The organism is Nocardia sp. NPDC052316, assembly GCF_044547795.1.
Lineage (GTDB): Bacteria > Actinomycetota > Actinomycetes > Mycobacteriales > Mycobacteriaceae > Nocardia.
On the sequence record NZ_JBIUBB010000005.1, the window covers coordinates 482,399 to 499,928 of the forward strand.

A 17,530-nucleotide genomic window follows, 5' to 3' on the forward strand; every position below is an offset into this window, starting at 1 on the left:
TTACGGCTGGGCTTGCGGTAGCTGTGTGATTGCCCTGGATCTGACGCGGCAACGGAGGTCCGGCGTGTGCCGGTTGGTGACGGGTTGCGCTGGGCAGCTGGGGATTTGGGCATTCGACGAAAATTCGAACAAGGCCGGGGTTTCGGATGGCGCCGACGAGCCGGGACCTCTATTGTGATCCCGTCGCGCTGCTGATCTTGGGATGTGGGCTGTGGTCGTAGCCGACACGTCGGTGGGTGGCTTGTGTTAACCCGGCGTGCACTGGAACGTCATCCGTCGGGGTCAGCATTGGGGCGCAACTTGTCGAGGACGCAACTCGCGAGAGGCATGGTTTTGGACTGGAGCGGTATGCAGTTGAAGAAGGTTGTCGCGGCTCTCGGTGCTTCCGCGACGGTGTTGTCCGGCATGGTGTTCGGCGCCGGGGCCGCGAGCGCGGCGCCGGGCTGCCCGAGCCTGTACGTGGTGGCCATTCCGGGTACCTGGGAGACCGGCAAAGACAAGACGCCGAAGCCCGGCATGCTGGCCGGGGTCACCAACAATCTGCCCCGCTCGGCGGAGGTCGACTACGTGACCTATGCCGCGACCGCGTTCCCGTGGGAGGGCGAGGTCTACGGCAACTCGAAGAAGGAAGCCGTCGACACCGCGCGCGGCCTCATCTCCGACATGGCGAAGTCGTGCGGCGCGACGAAGATCGCGCTCGTCGGCTACAGCCAGGGCGCCGACGCCGCCGGTGATCTCGCGGCCGAGATCGGCACCGGACTCAGCGTGGTCGCGCCGGAGCGGATCGCGGGCGTCGGCCTGATCTCCGACCCGCGCCGTGCCCCGACCGACATCCAGATCGGCGCCCCGGCGCCCGGCGCGGGTGCCGGCGGCCCCCGGGTCGGCGGCTTCGGCTGGATCAGCGACCGCACCCGCACCATCTGCGCGGTGAGCGATCTGTACTGCGCGACCGCGACCGACGACTTCGTCACCCGCTTCGCCGGCTTCTTGGCGCAGGCCTCGGACGCGAACCCGGCCAACATGTGGCGCTACCAGATCGAAGCCGGAAACATCATGAACGATCTGTTCGCACACGGTGGCGTGCCGACACTGCAGGCGCAGCTGACCGAGTCGGCGAACGAGCAGCGGGCCAAGGACCTGGAGCGCTTCTACAAGTCGCAAGCGCACACCCTGTACGGCAGCTACCCGGTCGGCGGCGGCCAGACCGCCGTCTCCTGGATGCACAACTGGATTGCGGGCATGGCCTAGAGCTACCGCGCACCGAAACGAAGGCCCACCTCCGGTAAGGAGGTGGGCCTTCGTCGTATGGACTAGCCGGACAAGCGATCAGCTGCTGCCCGCGGAACCGGTCGACGGGCGACCGTCCTTGAAGAGGATCCGCGGACCGGGCTCGTCCTTGTGGATGCGCGGCCCGTCACCGCGCGGACCCTCGCGATATTCCACCCGCGGGCCGTCGTGCCCGCGGCCACCGGGCAGGTCGAGGCCGCTGTGCGGATGCGCACTGATATCGGTGCCGTCGGCCGGGGTCAGCGCAATAGCCGCCGGATCGGGTGCCGCCGCCGAAGCGGTCGCGGCCAGCGCGCCTGCCGGTAACGCGATCAACGCTCCCGCCACGGCAATTCGGGTCAGGCGGCGTCTCGATGTACTGGAGAGCAACACGGGAATCCTTTCTCTGGAAACCGTGCGCTACTGAGGGTGGTAGCGCACCCGTCCCATAGAAGGTTCCGTCGCTGGGACGCCGGTGCGACGTCCCTGCCAATCGTCTGTGAGTGGCGCTCAGGCTGTGATATTGCGCGGCAACAGATCCCAGACGTGCCCGTTCTCATTGATGGTCGCCGCGGTCCGGCGCCCGGTGCGGGAGAACAGGATTCGGGTGATCGAGCAGTAGTCGATCGGAAAGGTCAGCGGCCGTTCCAATCCGAGAATCTCCTGGAGCAGCACGTTGATCACGCCACCGTGGGTGAAGGCGACCACCGTGCCCGCCGGGTCGGTGCCCGCGGCGATCTCGGTGACGGCGTCGAGCACCCGGGACTTGAACGCCTTGCCGTCGATCTGGTGCGGCAGGTGTCCCGCTTTGATCCGTTCGTAGACCTCGCGGAACTCGACCTTGGCGTCCTCGATCGGAATGTAGGCGGGCAGATCGCGATCGTATTCGGCGAGGTCGTCGATGATGTCGAGGCCTGCGCCGAGCTTCGCGGCGGTCGGTGCCGCGGTCTCGCGGGCCCGGCGCTGCGGGCTGCTCACCACCCGGGTGATCCGGTGCTGGCTCAACGCGGCAGGCACCCGCTCGGCCTGCTCGAGCCCGACGGGCGCGAGCTCGGGATCGGCGGGACCGGCGGAGTTCATGATCCGGACCGGCTGGGCATGGCGAACGAGGATCAACTGCACAGGCCCACTCTGCCGTATCGCGGGCCGCGCCTCGATCCGGGCGCGACACGGCGCGGGCTCAACGCCCGGTGCACTCCCTCGGCAGCTCGAAGAGGGTGGTGAACTGCTCGGCGGCGGTCGCGTCGCCGGTCACCCTGGTGACGCCCGCGGTGATCGTCTCGGCCATCGCGTGCCCGTCGTAGACGACCGCGACGAAGGCGGCGACGCTGGTGTGGATGGCGGTCGCCGCGGTGCCGCTCGCACCGCGGGTGATCGTGAGCGTGCCGTCGTCGACCACCGCGTGGAATTCGTCGGTGTTCGCATCGGGCCCGGTGAGGTGCAGGTCGAAGTCGGCCCGCACGCCGGCAGCCCGAGCCGCCTGGAAATGGGTGCGCAACGAGACGATGAGGGTGGTTGAGGTAAGAGAACGGACGCGTGAGGTGGCGGACCGCGGCCGATGGCTCGCGCTGTATGTGCTGTGCGGCGGCATGCTGATGATCGTGCTGGACGCCACGATCGTGAACGTCGCGCTCGCCGACATCCAGCAGGACCTCGGGTTCACCTCGGCCGGGCTGGCCTGGGTGGTGAACGGATACCTGATCTCGTTCGGTGGCCTGCTGATGCTGGCGGGCCGGCTCGGTGACCTGATCGGTCGCCGCACCATGTTCCTGTCCGGCCTGGTGGTCTTCACCGTGGCCTCGGTGCTGTGCGGGCTCGCCGTCAACGAGGTCACCCTGATCGCGGCCCGCTTCCCGCAGGGCATCGGCGGCGCGATGACCTCCGCGGTGATCCTGGGCATGATCTTCGCGATGTTCCCTGACCCGAGGGAGCAGCGAAGGCGATCGGTCGCTACGCGTTCGTCGCATCGGCCGGTGGCGCGATCGGCCTGCTGCTCGGCGGCCTGCTCACCGCGCTGGACTGGCGGCTGATCTTCCTGGTCAACCTGCCGATCGGCATCCTGGTCGGGCTCGCCGCGGTGAAGATCCTGGACAAGGATTCAGGGCGCGGGCCTGAAGGACGGCGCGGATGTGCCCGGCGCCGTACTGATCACGGCGGCGCTGATGCTCGGCGTCTACACCATCGTCAAGCCGGCCGCCGAGTACGGCTGGACCGATCCGGTCACGCTCGGCCTCGGGGCGGCGTCGCTGGTCGACGGCGGCTACCTGCCGCACATCTTCGGCCCGATGGTGCTGTTCGGAACCGGTGCGGGCCTTGCCTTTCCGGCGCTGATGAACCTGGCGATGTCCGGCGTCGCACCGGAGGAGGCGGGGCTGGCCTCCGGACTGGCCAACACCACGATGCAGGTCGGTGGCGCGCTCGGGCTCGCCGTGCTCGCCACCCTGTCGGCGAGCAAGACGACCGACCTGTTGGAGGCCGGCACTCCGGTGCCCGAGGCGCTGACCAGTGGGTTCCAGCTCGCGTTCTGGATCGGTGCCGCGTTGGTCGTGGCCGCGCTGCTGGCCGCGGTGTTCGTGCTGAAGTCGGTGCCCGCCACCGCACCCGGCGTGGACCTGGACGACGAGCTGTTGCTGGAGGCGGAGGTAGCGTCCGAGCGCACCGTCCTTTGACCGAAGGGGCGCGACAAACGAATGGCCCGGTTCGCTGTGCGAGCCGGGCCATTCGGTCGGTCAAGGAGTGTAAGGCGGTTGCTGCTGCCCGTACGGGGGCTGCTCGCCGTAGGGCGGCTGGTTCGGCGGCTGCTGGTTGGGTCCCTTCTTGCGCCGGCGCAGCAGGTAGACGCCTGCGATGATCGCCGCGACGACCAACAGGCAGCACAGCGCGCCGACGATCAGTCCACCGCTGCTTCGGCGTTTCTTCTTGGCCGCGAGGTCCAGCGCCGAGTTCCACACGTCCGGGCTCGCCCACACGCTCGTGTCCACCAGGCTCATATTGGTCAGCAGGTCAAGGTACATTCGGCAACCCCATCTCGTGTATCGGTCTCCTCCCGGGCCGAATACCACTCACCGCACGCCCGAACCACCGGCCGGTCAACCCGAGTATTCGGCCGCCCGGACCGAATAACCCAGCGTAGCGAACCTTGTCTCGGCTCAGCGCGGTTTCACCAACGGGAACGGCAGCGTCTCGCGGATGCTGCGCCCGGTGATCAGCATGACCACCCGGTCCACGCCCATGCCGAGCCCGCCGGTCGGCGGCATCGCGTGCTCGAGGGCCTGCAGGAAGTCCTCGTCGAGCTCCATCGCCTCCGGATCGCCGTTGGCCGCGAGCATCGACTGCTCGGTGAGCCTGCGGCGCTGCTCGACCGGGTCGGTGAGTTCGCTGTAGGCGGTACCGAGTTCGACACCCCAGGCGACCAGGTCCCAGCGCTCGGTGACACCGGGAATCGAGCGGTGCGCGCGGGTCAGCGGGGACACCGAGGTGGGGAAGTTGATGTAGAAAGTCGGTTCCTCGGTACGGGATTCGACCAGGTGCTCATACATCTCCAGCACCACCTGGCCCGCGTCCCAGCCGTGCTGGTAAGGCACCTCGGCCTTGTCGCACAGCTCGCGCAGCTGGTCCAGCTCGGTGTCCGGGGTGATCTCGGTGCCGATGGCCTCGGAGACCGCGCCGTGCACCGTCTTCACCGCCCACTCACCGGAGATGTCCACCGGCTCATAGGAGCCGTCGCCCTGCGGCCGCATCGCGACCATCGCGCCGTTCGCGGCGAGCGCGGCGTCCTGGATCAGCTGGCGGCAGGCGTGCATCATCCGCTCGTAGTCGCTGTGCGCCTCGTAGGCCTCGAGAATGGTGAACTCGGGGTTGTGGCTGAAGTCGACGCCCTCGTTGCGGAAGGTCCGGCCGATCTCGAAGACCTTCTCCATGCCGCCGACGCAGAGTCGCTTCAGGTACAGCTCGGGGGCGATCCGCAGGTACAGATCCAGGTCGTAGGCGTTGATGTGGGTGCGGAACGGGGTGGCGTTGGCGCCGCCGTGCACCTGCTGCAGGATCGGCGTCTCCACCTCCAGGTAACCCCAGGCGTGCAACGAGTCGCGCAGCGAACGGACCACCGCGCTGCGCTTGGCGAGCACCTCCCTGGTCTCGGCGTTGATCGCCATGTCGACGTAGCGCTGCCGCACCTTCGCCTCGGGGTCGGACAGGCCTTTCCACTTGTCCGGCAACGGATGCAGGCACTTGCCGAGCATCCGCCAGTCCGCCGCCAGCAGTGAGAGTTCGCCGCGGCGGCTGCGGCCGATCTGGCCGCTGACCTCGATCAGGTCGCCCAGGTCGAAGAACTCGGTGAACTCGGCGCTGCGCTCGGCGCCGACGCGGTCGCGGTCGATCACCAGCTGGATGTCGTCGGTCCAGTCGCGCACCACGGCGAAGATCACGCCGCCGTAGTCGCGGATGCGCAGCAGCCTGCCGCAGACCCGCACCGTGGTGCCGCGCGGCGACTGCCTGGCCTTGGCGACGGTGTGCGTCGGCGGATAGGCGACCGGATATGCCTCGACACCGGACGCGGTGAGCCGGTCCAGCTTGTCCATCCGCACCCGCACCTGCTCGGGGCGGCGCGGCAGCTGCTCGCCGCCCTCGACGTGCGCGATGTCCGGCGGGCTGCCGTCGGCATGCAGTCCGGTCATGGTCGCGGGCACCGCGCTGTGTATGCCGGTGTGCGCGACCGTATCCGGCTCCTTGCCGAAGCGCGGCAGGAAACCCTCGGCGAGCGCACTGGCCACCGCGACCCTCGGCAGCTGCCTGCGCTCTTCGAACAGGAAAAACCTTGGGACCCAATGCGGCTGGTACTTCACATTGGAGCGGTACAGCGCCTCCAGCTGCCACCAGCGCGAAAAGAACAGCAGCACACCGCGCCACAGCCGCAGCACCGGCCCGGCGCCGATCCGGCCGCCCTCCTCGAACACCGAGCGGAACACCGCGAAGTTCAGCGAGACCTTGGTGATGCCCTGCTGTTCGGAGTTCAGCGCGAGCTGCGAAATCATCAGCTCCATCACGCCGTTCGGGCCGTGTGGATCCCGGCGCATCAACTCCAGCGAGACACCGGTGCGCCCCCACGGCACCAGCGACAGCATGCCGAGCACCCGGTCCTGCCCGTTGACCGCCTCGACGAGCAGGCAGTCCCCGTCCAGCGGATCGCCGAGCCTGCCGAGCGCCATCGAGAAGCCGCGCTCGGTCTCGGTGTCGCGCCAGGCGTCCGCGCGGGCGATCACCTGCCGGAACTCCTCGGCCGGGATGTCGCGATGCCGCCGGATCCGCACGGTGATGCCGTGCTTGCGCAGGCGGTTCGCGGCCTGGCGGACCGGCTTCATCTCCGGGCCGGCGAGGGAGAACGTTCTGGTGTCCAGGATGGCCTCGTCGCCGAGCCGGATCGCGGAGAGCCCGGCCCGCCGGTACGAGGTCGCGCCGAGTTCGCTGGCGCCCATCACCGCGGGGGCCCAGCCGAATTGGTCGGCCAGCCGCAGCCAGGCATCGATGGCCTGCGGCCAGGCCTCGCGGATGCCGATCGGGTCGCCGCTGGCGAGGCAGACGCCGAGTTCCACGCGGTAGGTCACCGCCGCCTTGCCGCTTGGCGCGAACACCACCGCCTTGTCGCGGCGGGTCGCGAAGTAGCCGAGCGAGTCCTCCAGATCGGAACGCTCCAGCAGGCCGCGGATGGCCGACTCGTCGGTGCCGGTCATCGCGTTCGCCGCCCGCTGCGAACGCAGCAGGATGAGCACCGCGGCCAGCAGCGCGACGGCGCCGAACAGGCCGAGCAGGAAGTTGACGAACGGGCGCGGGTGCCCGTCGAAGTGTTCGTTGTCCACCAGCACCGCTGCGGTCACCCGATAGATCGCCCAGCCGGGTCGCTGCGCGCCGCTCGGCAGCGAACCGGGGAACAACTCGACCAGCCCCCAGCCGAGCAGGCAGCCGACCGTCAGGCCGCCGAGGAGCACGCCGAGCGCCTTCCAGCCCGCCCCGCGGCGCACCTTCGTGTAGAACTCCCGCCACGCGGCGATCAGCACGCCGATCACGCCGAGGTGCAGGATCATCGCCACCAGCGCGTCGATGTTGCCGGTGTCCGCGAAATCCAGGCCGTCGGCCAGCGCGTACAGGGCGAGATAACCGAGCAGCAACCACCAGGCGATCCGTTTACGGCTGGCCAGCGCGCCCGCGAGCAGGCCGATGATCAGCGCCCACATCAGGTTGGTGTCGGGGGCGTCGAAGTAGTAGTTGTCGATGTAGCGGCGCGGTACCTGGGTCAGGAAGCGCAGGCCGGGCGAGAGGCTCCAGAGGAAACACGCCACCGCGAAAACCCCGAGCACCAGGCCCGCGATATGCGGTACCTCGGCCAGTCGGCCATGTCCCCGATGCGGGACGGGTGGGGTCGGTCTATCCGCGGGCGGTTCGATCAGGTGTTGCCGGGCTTGCGTGGTGGTCACTGAACCAGTGTGTACGGTGCCGCCGTTTCGGTGCTCGAAGACCACCCGGGCATGTCGGTTCTCGGCGCGTCGCACACGCGTGTCAGCAACGCGCGCAGGGGGCTGGCGTTTGCCGATTACGCAGGCAAGGTAAGGATGTACCTCATGTCAGAACCAGTCGATGTACCGATCGATGACGACGTCATTCGGCTCGGTCAGTTCCTGAAACTGGCCAACCTGATCGAATCCGGCTCCGAGGCCAAGACGGTGATCGCGTCCGGTCTGGTGCGGGTGAACGACGAGGTGGAGCTGCGCCGCGGCAGGCAGTTGCAGATCGGTGACGTCGTCACCCTGGCCGGTCATCAGGCGAGAGTGTCGGTCTGAGCGGACCTTTCAGTCCTCGGCACGCACCACGACGCCGTCGTGGTCGCTGTAGAGCATGTCGCCCGGCACGAAGGTGACGCCGCCGAACTCGACCGGGACGTCACGGTCGCCGGAACCGGTCTGCGTGCTCTTGCGCGGGTTGGTGCCCAGTGCCTTGATGCCGATGTCGAGCGTGCGCAGGATGGCCGAGTCGCGCACCGCGCCGTTGATGATCACCCCGGCCCAGCCGTTGTCCACGCCGCGACCGGCGATGATGTCGCCGACCAGCGCGGTGTGCACGCTCGCGGCTCCGTCGACGACCAGCACCTTGCCGTGGCCCGGCTCGCCGAGCGTCTGCTTCACCAGCAGGTTGTCCTGGAAGCAGCGGATGGTGGAGATGCGGCCGGAGAATGCCGCGCGGCCACCGAACTGGATGAACTGCGTGTCGCAGCTGCGGATCTCGGGGCCGATCTCGTCGGCCAGGTCGGCAGTGGCGACAACATTCTGCGATTCGGTCACTGTGTTTATTTTGCCGTGCCTGCGGCCCGGCGTGTTCACGGCCCCCTCAGTCTCGCGTCCGAGCGGCCGAGACTAGCGACTTCGTCGCATGCGCTTCGGCCACTCGGACGCGAGACGGGCCGCGAACGGCGCTCGCAAAACTCGCGCGTGGTGGTTGCTTCGGGTGTGCGCGTCCCGTCTGGAGGGCGCTAACGGTGCCCGTAGCGCAGTTCGTACCTCTCCCGATCGTGTTCGGAGAACTTGGCGCGGTTGACCAGTTCGGGGTTCAGCCCGTGCTGGCCCAAACGGTAGCGGCGCCAGACGTAGCTGAGCGCCACGGTGAAGATGACCATCGGGACGATCATCATCACGATCAAGCCGATCTTCAGCGGCATCGGACCCGGGAACAGCAGTACCAGGGCGAAGAACGGCAGCACAGGCCCGAGAAATCGGACGAGATAGCGCTCCATGGCCCCGTGTCCGACGAGGTCGTGGATGACCCACTCGTGCAGCTCCTCGGGGAGCTCGCGGCCCAGATCGTAGGCGATCCGCTGCCGAATTGTGGGGGTTTTCATACCTAGAGGCTATGCCTGTGGTAAGGGTCACCGCTAGGTTGCTGAGCCCCTCAACCTCGGCCGTGCCGCCGCTCGTACGCGAGACGTTCCGGCTCGGTTTTGCGCCGGGCATCCGCGTCGGCCAGCGCGGGATCGAGGCCGTGCTTGATCAGCCGGTGCCGCCGGTACACATACATCAACGCCACCGTGAAGTAGATCAGCGGCAGATACAGCAGCGCCATCATCGCCAGGCCCATCCACAGCGGACCGGGCAGCAGCAGAAACAGCATGAGCACCGGAATCAACGGCACGAGAATGCGCAGCAGATACCGCCGCGTCGCGCCGGGTCCGACCAGGTCCGCGCGCACCCAGTCGGTCATCGAGGCGGGCAGGGTGCGGCCCGCGATGTAACCGATGCGCTGGACGAACGACGGCGTGGCACTCATCGACTAAGCATCCCGTACCGGCGGATCAATGAACGGACTCATCGGATTCCGCGGCGCGATCGGCGTGGAACGCCTGGATCTGGGTGATCAGGTTGTGCGTGGTGTGCTGCACCGCGATCTTCACGAACGGCTCGATGGTCTTGCCGAGCGCGCGGCCGGCCAGGCCGCCACCCACCCGGAAGTCGACGATCGCGTCGACGGTGCAGAGCGCGTCGCCCTTCGGGTGGAACAGGAAGGTCGACTCGACCTCGAAGCCCTTGATCGACTTCACCGCGATCAGGGCGTTCTCCGCCCAGCGCACCACCTCGACGCGGGACTTCAGCGAGGCAGGCCCGAGCTTGATGTGCCCGTCGAACGCGGCGCCGACACCGACCGTCTGCGCGCCGACCGGGGTGAAGGATTGGATCCCGTACAGGAACTTCGGCAGATTGCGGTAGTCGTTCACGTAGGCGAACGCGGACTCCGCCGATGCCGCACAGTCCTCGACGATCTTCACTTCGGTCATGCGAAAACAGTAACCGGTGGCGATCCAGGTCGCCTGGTCGCCGGAGGTGCCCCGGCTCGGATGCCGCACAGCCTTCGCTCGGCGTGGGGAAATCAGCAAATGACCGAGGGGGCCGTGCACGACGGCGCATACGTCAGGCGGTGACCGCGAGCATCGCGGCCAGGCCGAAGGCCAGTGCCATCACGACCACCTCGATGAGCGCCCGGCGCAGCGACGCTTCCGCCGTCATCCGGTGATCGGCGGCCCGGCGCACCCAGCTGCGTCGCCACCACCAGCCCAGTGCAAGCAGACCGATCAGCACCAGGGTTTTCGCGAGCAGAATGCGACCGTAACCGCTGCTGACGAACGGCGTGATCCCGCCGACCCGCACCAGTCCGTTGAGCAGCCCGGTCGCCGCCACCGCCGCGACCAACGGCAACGCCACCGCCGAATACCTCGGCAACACCGCGGCCCACTCGCCGCGGGTGCGCACCACCAGCGCGAGCGCCACGAGCAGCCCGAACCAGGCCGCCGCCGCCAGCGCGTGCACCGCGGCGAGCACCGACCCGAACGCCTGCTGCGACATGTGCCCGGTGATCGGCCGCAGCGCCAGCGCGACCGCCGCGAACACCAGAACCAGGTCGGCGGAGGCGATCTCGGTCCGCCGGAACGCCATCGCCGAGTAACCCGCGACCGCGCCGACCCCGACCAGGATGGCGATGCCGACCTGCCCGCCGCTGATCTGCACCAGATAGTCGCCGAACTGCGCGGCCGCCAACTCGCCGACCGGCACCCCGACCACCTGGGCCGCCTCGAACACGATGAGCGCGAACTCGGTGCCGCACCAGCACCCGGCCAGCACCGCGAGCAACCGCCACGGCGGCTCCAGCCGCGGGTGCAGCCGGGGCAGCGCGGCCAACCCGAGCACCGTCGCGCCGAGGCCGTCGGCGAGTACCCGGACGACGGCCTCGGCCGCGAAACCGGCGGACCTGGCCAGCACCCAAGCGATCAGCACACCGAGCAAGCCCGCGGGGACGATCAGCAGCACCGGCCACGGTGCGCGAGCGGTACCCCGCCGCGCACCGCCCCGGCCGCCGATTGTCCTACCGGTCACTGGTTCGGTTTCCGGCCCCTGCCGCCGAACAGCGCGAACGCCAGTCCGCCGCCGAAGAGTACGACGGCGCCGACGATGAAGACCCACAACGGAATTCCGCCGGAGCCGTCATCGTCGGAGCCACCGCTGTCGGCGTTCGGCTTCGCACCGGGCACCCCGTTGCCCGCCTTGCTCAGCGTGAAATGCCGGGTGCCACTGACCGGATGGCCGTCGGCGGAGGTCACCCGGTAGGCGATCGTGTATTCGCCGACCGGCCCCAGCTCGCCCACTTCGACGCTGACCGTATTGCCGTCGACCGTCGGCGACCCCTTCGACCACAGCTTGCCGTCCGGCCCGACCACGGTGAGCGCCGGGAAGCTCGGCTGCAGGGCTTCGTTGAAGGTGACGCTCGCGCGCGCCGGGCCCGCCTCGATGGTCGCGCCGTTCTCCGGCACGCTGGCCGTCGGGGCCGAGTGCGCGGCGGCGGTTCCCGTTGCGGCGAGACCGAATCCGAGCAGGAACACCCCCGCGACGAGTGCGGTGAGCAGACGCCGGGTCACGACTGCCGCGCCCGGATCACGTTGCCGAGGCCGAGCGCGACGCCGAGCAGCCCGAGCGCCAGGCCGATACCGCCGAGCCAGCGGGCGGTGTTGTCGGTGTCGTCGACGGCGGCGTGCGCGGCGTCGCTGTCGACCTTGTGGTCGTCGGCCGCGTCGGCCTTGCCCTTGGCCAGGGTGAGCGACGGCGCCGGATGTTCGGGCTCCGCACCGTCTTTGCCCGCTGGCTGATCCCAGTTGACGATCTTGCCGTCGCTGTAGGTCTGCTTGGCCGGGAAGCTGACCGTCTCCTGCGCGGGCAGCGGGCCGACCGAGACCGCGAACCGCTGGAACTGGCCGGGGCCGACACCGGGAGCACCCGGGTCCGCGGTCCAGGTGACCGCGGTGATCTCTTTCTTCTCGTTCTTGTCGACCTTGACCGACCAGCCCGGAATGGGTTCGGGCCGCGCGCTTTTCAGGTTGGGCAGGGTGACGGTGAGCGCGGTGGTACTCGCGGTGTCGGATTCGGTGGGCACCCGGAAGGTGGCGACCGAATACTTGCCCTGCTGTGCGCCCGGCGCGTCCACGCTGACGTGGGCGGAGGCGGTGCCGCAGGCCAGCACGGCGAGGGTGGCGGCGGCTGCCGCCGTGCCGGTGGCGCGCGAAATCGAACGGTGCATGGAGAGACTTTCTGTCCGAAGGGTAATGGTGCTGCGGGTCAGGCGAGCACCGGCGGCGCGCGCGGGCCGATCGCACCCTTCGGCGGGCAGTGATAGTGCGCGAGACCGGGATCGGACCAGTGCGGCGATCCGGTAACGCGGGGGAGTCGCGGTGTGGCGAGCACCGCGCGGACCGCGCCGGAGACCAGCGCGTAGAGCCGTTCGACGACCGAGATGACCGCGGCGCAGCCGATCGTGGCGACGGCGTGCGCGGCGAGCATCCCGCCGGTGGGCAGCGGATCCGTTGCGGCACCGCCGTGTTCGTGGCCGAGCAGGCCGGACAGCGCGAGATGACTCGCCACCTGCCCGAGGGCCAACAGGGCGAGTACCGAACCACGTCCGCGCGCAGCCACATTCGCGGCGCTACCGGCCAGCGCGGCGACCAGCAGCACCAGCGTCAGCTCCGTCGAGCCGGGAAAACCGCCGCCGGCGACCCCGTGCGCGGCGACGGCGAGCGCGCCGACCAGCACACCGACCAGGCCACCGCGCAGGTGGCCGGTATCAGGTGCTGGCGGCATCGCGGGCGAAGCTCAGCGCACGCCGAGCCGGGCGAGCACGTCCGCCTCGACGCCGGACAGTTCGTCCGCGATCGAGGCGTGCACGGCGCGCCGCCGCGGCGCGGGCATCTGCTCGGCGGTCTGCACCGCGGCGGCCAGGCTGTCCAGGCGGGTCTGGGTGGCGGCGACGAACTTCTGCGTCTCGGCCTTGTCCTTGCCGCCCTGCGCGCCGACCTTGCCAAGGGCCGCTTCGGTATTCACGATCCTGGCCCGCAGCTTGGCGCCGTGGCCGCTGAAGTCGGCGAGCTGCTCGACGCCGATGCCGAGCTGTTGAGCCTTGCGGGTGTCGAGCTGCGCGCGCAGGAACGTCGCGCCCCGGTAGGCCAGCGGCGCGAGCACGGGAATGAGCACCCGGGCGACGCCGAGGTACTTCTTCACCTGACCGGCGCTGAACAGCTCACGCTCGGCCTTGGCGGCCAGCTTGAGCGCGGCCTTCTCCTCCGCCTGCAGGGCCGAGATCTGCGCCTTGGCGACCTTGCGCTGGGTACGGGCCTCCGCGCGACGGGCTTTGCGGTCGTTCTTGGCGACCAGCTTGGCTTCCAAACCGGCCTTGTGCTTGAGAGCTTTCGCCTCGGCCCTGCGGCTCGGGCGCCGCTTGCGCTTCGTGAACAACCCCATCGAAGGCCCTCCGTCATGCTGGTTTGCCATGGCAGTACGACGCCGGGGAAAGCCCGTCCGCCCATGTCACACGGTTTGCGTCCTACCCTAACGGGTGCATCGCGACACCAGCGAGCGTGGCAGGGCGACGAGCCGGGAACAGTGCCGTTGCCCATGGGGTTCGTGGGTTTGTCGGGGGTAGGGACCATACTGCATAGCGTGGAATCGGGCATCGGTGACCGAGCGGGTCGCAAGCACAACGGCACGGCCGTCGAACGGCCGGCCGGCGTCGCGGATGCGCCGACCCCCTTCATCGATGCCAGGGCGCTCATCGGTTGTCGGCATCGACTGCACCTGGACGCGGCGCATCCCGGGGCGCTGCTCGGTGTCACCGAGGACCCTGGGGTGCGGCAGCGCAGGGAGGCCGCCACCGCACATCGGCTGCGGGTACGCGACGCCTTGATCGCCGCGGACCCGGCAGGCTGGGTGGTGATCGACCCCACGCTGCGCGCGGCCGAGCGAGCCGAGGCCACCATGCGGGCGTGTGCGGCTGGCGTGCAACACATCTGGGGTGGGTTGCTGCCGCAGGAGCCGGAGACGGGCAGGCGCGGCGGCTCGGAGATCCTGCTGCGCGACCTCGACCGCGGCGGGTACATCCCGGTGATCGTGGTGAACCACAAGGTGACCGACCCACGAAACCCCGAACCCGCCGATTTCCACCCGACCACCTCGAGCCCGTTCCACTGGAACCCGAAACCGGACCGGCACCGCAAGCTGCGCCAGCAGCCGCGCGACCAGCAGCGCCTCGCGCACCTGTACCGAATGCTGCAGCGCCACGGCATGGCCAGCCCGGCGCTGGTCGGCGGCGTGATCGGCTACCACTTCGACTGCATCCTGGTGCACGACCTCGGACCGGTGCTCGCCGACTACGACCAGCGCTACGCCGACCGCGTCGCAGTGGTCCGCGGCGAACTGCCGACCATTCCGTCGAAGGTGCCCGAGTGCAGGCAGTGCCCGTGGTGGACGCGCAGCATCGAAGGACCCAGCTGTGAGGGCTGGCTCATCGAGCATCGCGACGTCAGCCTGGTCGCGCCCGGTTCGCGGGCCGACGTGCTGCGCAGGCACGGCGTGCAGACCATCGACGAGCTGGCCGAGTGGGCGGGCGACGATCCTGACGACTGGCAGCACGGCCCGTTCGACGAGGCGGTGGTCACCGCGCGCGCCTGGATCGCGGGCGCGCCGCTGGTCCGCCGGGTGGCGCCGATCCGGGTGCAGCGGGCCGACGTGGAGGTCGACGTCGACCTGGAGAGCTTCCAGGAGTACGGCGCGTACCTGTGGGGCACGCTGCTCGACGGCGTGTATCGCCCGTTCGTCACCTGGGATCCGCTGCCCACCGAGGACGAGGGCCGCTCGTTCGGCGAGTTCTGGACCTGGCTGATGACCATCCGCGCCGAGGCCGCCGCGCGCGGCAAAACCTTTGCCGCCTACTGCTACTCGCGCACCGCCGAGGACAAGTGGCTCTACGAGTCGGCGCGCCGCTTCGCCGGGCGGCCCGGCGTGCCGACGGTCGATCAGGTGCGCGCGTTCGTCGACGGACCCGAGTGGGTGGACATGTTCCAGGCCGTCTCCGATCAGTTCATCTGCCCGAACGGCAAGGGCCTGAAGAAGATCGCGCCGGTCGCCGGTTTCGCCTGGCGCGACGCCGAGGCGGGCGGCGAGGCGTCGATGAGCTGGTATCGGCTGGCCGTCGGCTACGAGGGCGACCCCGACCTGTCGCAGCGCACCCGGTTGCTGGAGTATAACGAGGACGACGTCCGCGCCACCCAGGTGCTGCGCGAGTGGATGTCGAATCGGGCAGACCTCGAGGTTCCTGGCCTCGAAGATTTCGGGCGTCGTACTATCGCGTCGTGACAGAGCACGTCGAACAACTCGAGTTCCAGGCAGAGACGCATCAGCTGCTCGAGCTGATGATCCATTCGGTCTACTCCAACAAGGACACTTTCCTGCGGGAGCTGATCTCGAACTCCTCCGACGCGCTGGACAAGCTGCGGCTGGAGTCCTTCCGGGACAAGGATCTGCATGTCGACACGTCCGACCTCCACATCGAGCTGGAAGTCGACAAGGACAACCGGATCCTGACCGTTCGGGACAACGGCATCGGTATGTCCCGCGCCGAGGTGGTCGACCTGATCGGCACCCTCGCCAAGTCCGGCACCGCCGAGCTGCGCAAGAAGCTGAACGAGGCCAAGAGCGCGGCGGCCAATGTCGACACCGCGGAGCTGATCGGCCAATTCGGCATCGGCTTCTACTCGACCTTCATGGTCGCCGACAAGGTCACCCTGACCACCCGACGGGCCGGCGAGACCGAGGGCACCCGCTGGGAGTCGGCCGCCGGCAGTTCCACCTACACCATCGAAACCCTCGACACCGCGCCCCAGGGCACCGCGGTCTCGCTGCACCTCAAGCCCGCCGACGAAGAGGACCACCTCTTCGACTACACCCAGGAGTGGAAGCTCCGGGAGATCGTCAAGAAGTACTCCGACTTCATCGCCTGGCCGATCCGCATGCGGGTCGAGCGGACCGTCACCATAGAGGCTGAGGGGGGCGAAGGAGCGGAGCCTGCGGAGCGACCCGACGGCGTCGAGAAGTCCGAGAAGACCGTCGTCGAGGACCAGACCCTCAACTCCATGAAGGCGCTGTGGACCCGCCCGAAGAGCGAGGTCAGCGACGAGGAGTACAAGGAGTTCTACAAGCACGTCAGCCACGCCTGGGACGATCCGCTCGAGATCATCCCGCTCAAGGCGGAGGGCACCTTTGAATACCAGGCCCTGCTGTTCCTGCCGTCGCAGGCGCCGTTCGACCTGTTCACCCGCGAGCACAAGCGCGGCGTGCAGCTCTACGTCAAGCGGGTGTTCATCATGGACAACTGCGAAGAGCTGATGCCGGAGTACCTGCGCTTCGTCAAGGGTGTGGTCGACGCACAGGACCTCTCGCTCAATGTGTCCCGCGAGATCCTGCAGCAGGACCGCCAGATCCAGATGATCCGCAAGCGGCTGGTCAAGAAGGTGCTGTCCACGGTCAAGGACCTGCAGGGCGCCGAGGACCAGACCAAGTACCAGACCTTCTGGAAGGAGTTCGGGCGCGTCCTCAAGGAGGGTCTGCTCGGCGATTTCGACAACCGCGAGACCATCCTGCAGGTCAGCTCGTTCGCCTCGACGAACTCCGAGACCGAGCTGACCACGCTGGCCCAGTACGTGGAGCGCATGCCCGAGGGGCAGGACGCCATCTACTACATGACCGGCGAGTCGCGCCAGCAGGTCGAAAGCTCCCCGCACATGGAGGCTTTCAAGGCGAAGGGCCGCGAGGTGCTGATCCTCACCGACCCGGTGGACGAGATGTGGGTCGGCTCGGTGCCCGAGTTCGACGGCAAGGCCTTCACCTCGATCGCCAAGGGCGAGGTCGACCTGGAGTCCGAGGAGGAGAAGAAGGCCTCCGAGGCGCTGCGCGAACAGCAGGACAAGGACTTCGCCGAGGTGCTGACCTGGCTCGGCAAGACCCTGGACGAGAGCGTCAAGGAGGTGCGCCTCACCAACCGGCTCACCACCTCACCCGCCTGCCTCGTCGGTGACGTCTTCGACTTCACCCCGATGCTGGAGCGGATGTATCGCGCGTCCGGTCAGCTGGTGCCGGAGACCAAGCGGATCCTCGAGCTCAACCCGACCCACCCGCTGGTCACCGGTCTGCGCGACGCCTACGACACCCGCAAGGACGACGCCGACGCGGGCAAGGTGCCCGAGCTCACCGAGACCGCCGAGTTGCTCTACGGCACAGCGGTCTTGGCCGAGGGCGGCGAGCTGAAGGATCCGGCGCGGTTCGCGCACATCCTCACCGATCGCCTCACGCGCACGCTCTGATCCGATCTTCGGCAGGGGCCACCGCACGGTGGTCCCCGCCGAAGTGCGTTCGCC

At 68.8% G+C, this 17,530-nt stretch carries 19 protein-coding genes and 2 pseudogenes; 7 read left to right on the plus strand and 14 right to left on the minus strand.

The features are described from left to right. Window positions 1–348 precede the first annotated feature (348 nt). Window positions 349–1,248 carry a cutinase family protein gene (locus ACIHA7_RS25790; RefSeq protein WP_397293509.1) on the plus strand — a complete coding sequence of 300 codons (900 nt, stop codon included), beginning with the start codon at window positions 349–351 and terminating at the stop codon, window positions 1,246–1,248. Window positions 1,249–1,326: 78 nt separating this feature from the next. On the opposite strand, the gene ACIHA7_RS25795 is transcribed toward ACIHA7_RS25790, so the two are convergent. The 3 genes from ACIHA7_RS25795 to ACIHA7_RS25805 form a co-directional block, all read right to left on the minus strand. Further along, window positions 1,327–1,659, minus strand: coding sequence for a hypothetical protein (locus ACIHA7_RS25795; protein ID WP_397293510.1), 333 nt, complete (start codon window positions 1,657–1,659; stop codon window positions 1,327–1,329). Window positions 1,660–1,776: 117 nt separating this feature from the next. After that, window positions 1,777–2,388 (minus strand): histidine phosphatase family protein, encoded by a 612-nt coding sequence (locus ACIHA7_RS25800; RefSeq protein WP_397293511.1) that lies wholly within the window; start codon window positions 2,386–2,388, stop codon window positions 1,777–1,779. 58 nt (window positions 2,389–2,446) lie between these two features. Beyond that, on the minus strand, window positions 2,447–2,764 hold the full coding sequence (locus ACIHA7_RS25805; protein WP_397293512.1) for an alkyl sulfatase C-terminal domain-containing protein: 318 nt from the start codon (window positions 2,762–2,764) through the stop codon (window positions 2,447–2,449). A gap of 91 nt (window positions 2,765–2,855) precedes the next feature. On the opposite strand from ACIHA7_RS25805, the pseudogene ACIHA7_RS25810 reads away from it, so the two are divergent. From ACIHA7_RS25810 to ACIHA7_RS25820, 3 genes and pseudogenes are all read left to right on the plus strand, one after another. After that, window positions 2,856–3,185: pseudogene (locus tag ACIHA7_RS25810) on the plus strand (MFS transporter); the annotation flags it as partial. A gap of 71 nt (window positions 3,186–3,256) precedes the next feature. Next, a pseudogene (locus tag ACIHA7_RS25815) lies at window positions 3,257–3,304 on the plus strand (hypothetical protein); the annotation flags it as partial. Between the two features lie 91 nt (window positions 3,305–3,395). Next, window positions 3,396–3,935 (plus strand): hypothetical protein, encoded by a 540-nt coding sequence (locus ACIHA7_RS25820; RefSeq protein ID WP_397293513.1) that lies wholly within the window; start codon window positions 3,396–3,398, stop codon window positions 3,933–3,935. Between the two features lie 60 nt (window positions 3,936–3,995). Here ACIHA7_RS25820 and ACIHA7_RS25825 read toward each other — a convergent pair whose 3' ends face one another. Beyond that, window positions 3,996–4,280, minus strand: a complete 285-nt coding sequence (locus ACIHA7_RS25825) for a hypothetical protein (protein ID WP_397293514.1) — start codon at window positions 4,278–4,280, stop codon at window positions 3,996–3,998. A 135-nt stretch (window positions 4,281–4,415) separates the two neighbouring features. Beyond that, a complete protein-coding gene (gene lysX, locus ACIHA7_RS25830) occupies window positions 4,416–7,736 on the minus strand; it encodes a bifunctional lysylphosphatidylglycerol synthetase/lysine--tRNA ligase LysX (RefSeq protein ID WP_397293515.1) in 3,321 nt (1,106 codons plus the stop codon). A 144-nt stretch (window positions 7,737–7,880) separates the two neighbouring features. Between lysX and ACIHA7_RS25835 the strand changes: the two genes are divergently transcribed. Then, a complete protein-coding gene (locus tag ACIHA7_RS25835) occupies window positions 7,881–8,099 on the plus strand; it encodes an RNA-binding S4 domain-containing protein (protein WP_107659886.1) in 219 nt (72 codons plus the stop codon). A gap of 9 nt (window positions 8,100–8,108) precedes the next feature. On the opposite strand, the gene rraA is transcribed toward ACIHA7_RS25835, so the two are convergent. The 9 genes from rraA to ACIHA7_RS25880 form a co-directional block, all read right to left on the minus strand. Next, window positions 8,109–8,597, minus strand: coding sequence for a ribonuclease E activity regulator RraA (rraA, locus tag ACIHA7_RS25840; protein WP_397293516.1), 489 nt, complete (start codon window positions 8,595–8,597; stop codon window positions 8,109–8,111). Between the two features lie 188 nt (window positions 8,598–8,785). Continuing rightward, a complete protein-coding gene (locus ACIHA7_RS25845; protein WP_397293517.1) occupies window positions 8,786–9,151 on the minus strand; it encodes a DUF5313 family protein in 366 nt (121 codons plus the stop codon). Between the two features lie 50 nt (window positions 9,152–9,201). Beyond that, a complete protein-coding gene (locus tag ACIHA7_RS25850; RefSeq protein WP_397293518.1) occupies window positions 9,202–9,576 on the minus strand; it encodes a DUF5313 family protein in 375 nt (124 codons plus the stop codon). 25 nt (window positions 9,577–9,601) lie between these two features. After that, on the minus strand, window positions 9,602–10,081 hold the full coding sequence (locus tag ACIHA7_RS25855) for an SRPBCC family protein (protein WP_397293519.1): 480 nt from the start codon (window positions 10,079–10,081) through the stop codon (window positions 9,602–9,604). Window positions 10,082–10,214: 133 nt separating this feature from the next. After that, complete coding sequence (locus tag ACIHA7_RS25860) at window positions 10,215–11,174, minus strand: CopD family protein (RefSeq protein WP_397293520.1); 960 nt, start codon at window positions 11,172–11,174, stop codon at window positions 10,215–10,217. Then, the gene (locus ACIHA7_RS25865) at window positions 11,171–11,713 is read right to left on the minus strand and encodes a copper resistance protein CopC (RefSeq protein WP_397293521.1); all 543 of its coding nucleotides are present in this window, start codon (window positions 11,711–11,713) and stop codon (window positions 11,171–11,173) included. Before ACIHA7_RS25865 ends, ACIHA7_RS25860 begins: the two co-directional genes overlap by 4 nt. Then, window positions 11,710–12,369, minus strand: a complete 660-nt coding sequence (locus ACIHA7_RS25870) for a YcnI family protein (RefSeq protein WP_397293522.1) — start codon at window positions 12,367–12,369, stop codon at window positions 11,710–11,712. Before ACIHA7_RS25870 ends, ACIHA7_RS25865 begins: the two co-directional genes overlap by 4 nt. Before the next feature lie 38 nt (window positions 12,370–12,407). Then, a complete protein-coding gene (locus ACIHA7_RS25875; protein WP_397293523.1) occupies window positions 12,408–12,926 on the minus strand; it encodes a hypothetical protein in 519 nt (172 codons plus the stop codon). Between the two features lie 12 nt (window positions 12,927–12,938). Next, entirely contained in the window at window positions 12,939–13,583 is a 645-nt protein-coding gene (locus ACIHA7_RS25880) for a DUF6474 family protein (protein ID WP_397293524.1), read from the minus strand. Window positions 13,584–13,736: 153 nt separating this feature from the next. On the opposite strand from ACIHA7_RS25880, the gene ACIHA7_RS25885 reads away from it, so the two are divergent. Together ACIHA7_RS25885 and htpG are read left to right on the plus strand one after the other, a co-directional pair. Further along, entirely contained in the window at window positions 13,737–15,473 is a 1,737-nt protein-coding gene (locus ACIHA7_RS25885) for a TM0106 family RecB-like putative nuclease (RefSeq protein WP_397293525.1), read from the plus strand. Next, window positions 15,470–17,476: a molecular chaperone HtpG gene (gene htpG, locus ACIHA7_RS25890; RefSeq protein WP_397293526.1), complete on the plus strand. Its 2,007-nt coding sequence runs from the start codon at window positions 15,470–15,472 to the stop codon at window positions 17,474–17,476. Before ACIHA7_RS25885 ends, htpG begins: the two co-directional genes overlap by 4 nt. Window positions 17,477–17,530: the final 54 nt, after the last annotated feature.

Excerpts from the sequence above, each read along its gene's own strand:
- ACIHA7_RS25790 (WP_397293509.1), top strand. The coding sequence starts at position 349 with ATGCAGTTGAAGAAGGTTGTCGCGGCTCTCGGTGCTTCCGCGACGGTG.
- ACIHA7_RS25870 (WP_397293522.1), bottom strand. The coding sequence starts at position 12,369 with ATGCACCGTTCGATTTCGCGCGCCACCGGCACGGCGGCAGCCGCCGCC.
- ACIHA7_RS25850 (WP_397293518.1), bottom strand. The coding sequence starts at position 9,576 with ATGAGTGCCACGCCGTCGTTCGTCCAGCGCATCGGTTACATCGCGGGC.
- ACIHA7_RS25825 (WP_397293514.1), bottom strand. The coding sequence starts at position 4,280 with ATGTACCTTGACCTGCTGACCAATATGAGCCTGGTGGACACGAGCGTG.
- ACIHA7_RS25885 (WP_397293525.1), top strand. The coding sequence starts at position 13,737 with ATGGGGTTCGTGGGTTTGTCGGGGGTAGGGACCATACTGCATAGCGTG.
- ACIHA7_RS25845 (WP_397293517.1), bottom strand. The coding sequence starts at position 9,151 with ATGAAAACCCCCACAATTCGGCAGCGGATCGCCTACGATCTGGGCCGC.
- ACIHA7_RS25835 (WP_107659886.1), top strand. The coding sequence starts at position 7,881 with ATGTCAGAACCAGTCGATGTACCGATCGATGACGACGTCATTCGGCTC.
- ACIHA7_RS25855 (WP_397293519.1), bottom strand. The coding sequence starts at position 10,081 with ATGACCGAAGTGAAGATCGTCGAGGACTGTGCGGCATCGGCGGAGTCC.
- ACIHA7_RS25875 (WP_397293523.1), bottom strand. The coding sequence starts at position 12,926 with ATGCCGCCAGCACCTGATACCGGCCACCTGCGCGGTGGCCTGGTCGGT.
- ACIHA7_RS25880 (WP_397293524.1), bottom strand. The coding sequence starts at position 13,583 with ATGGGGTTGTTCACGAAGCGCAAGCGGCGCCCGAGCCGCAGGGCCGAG.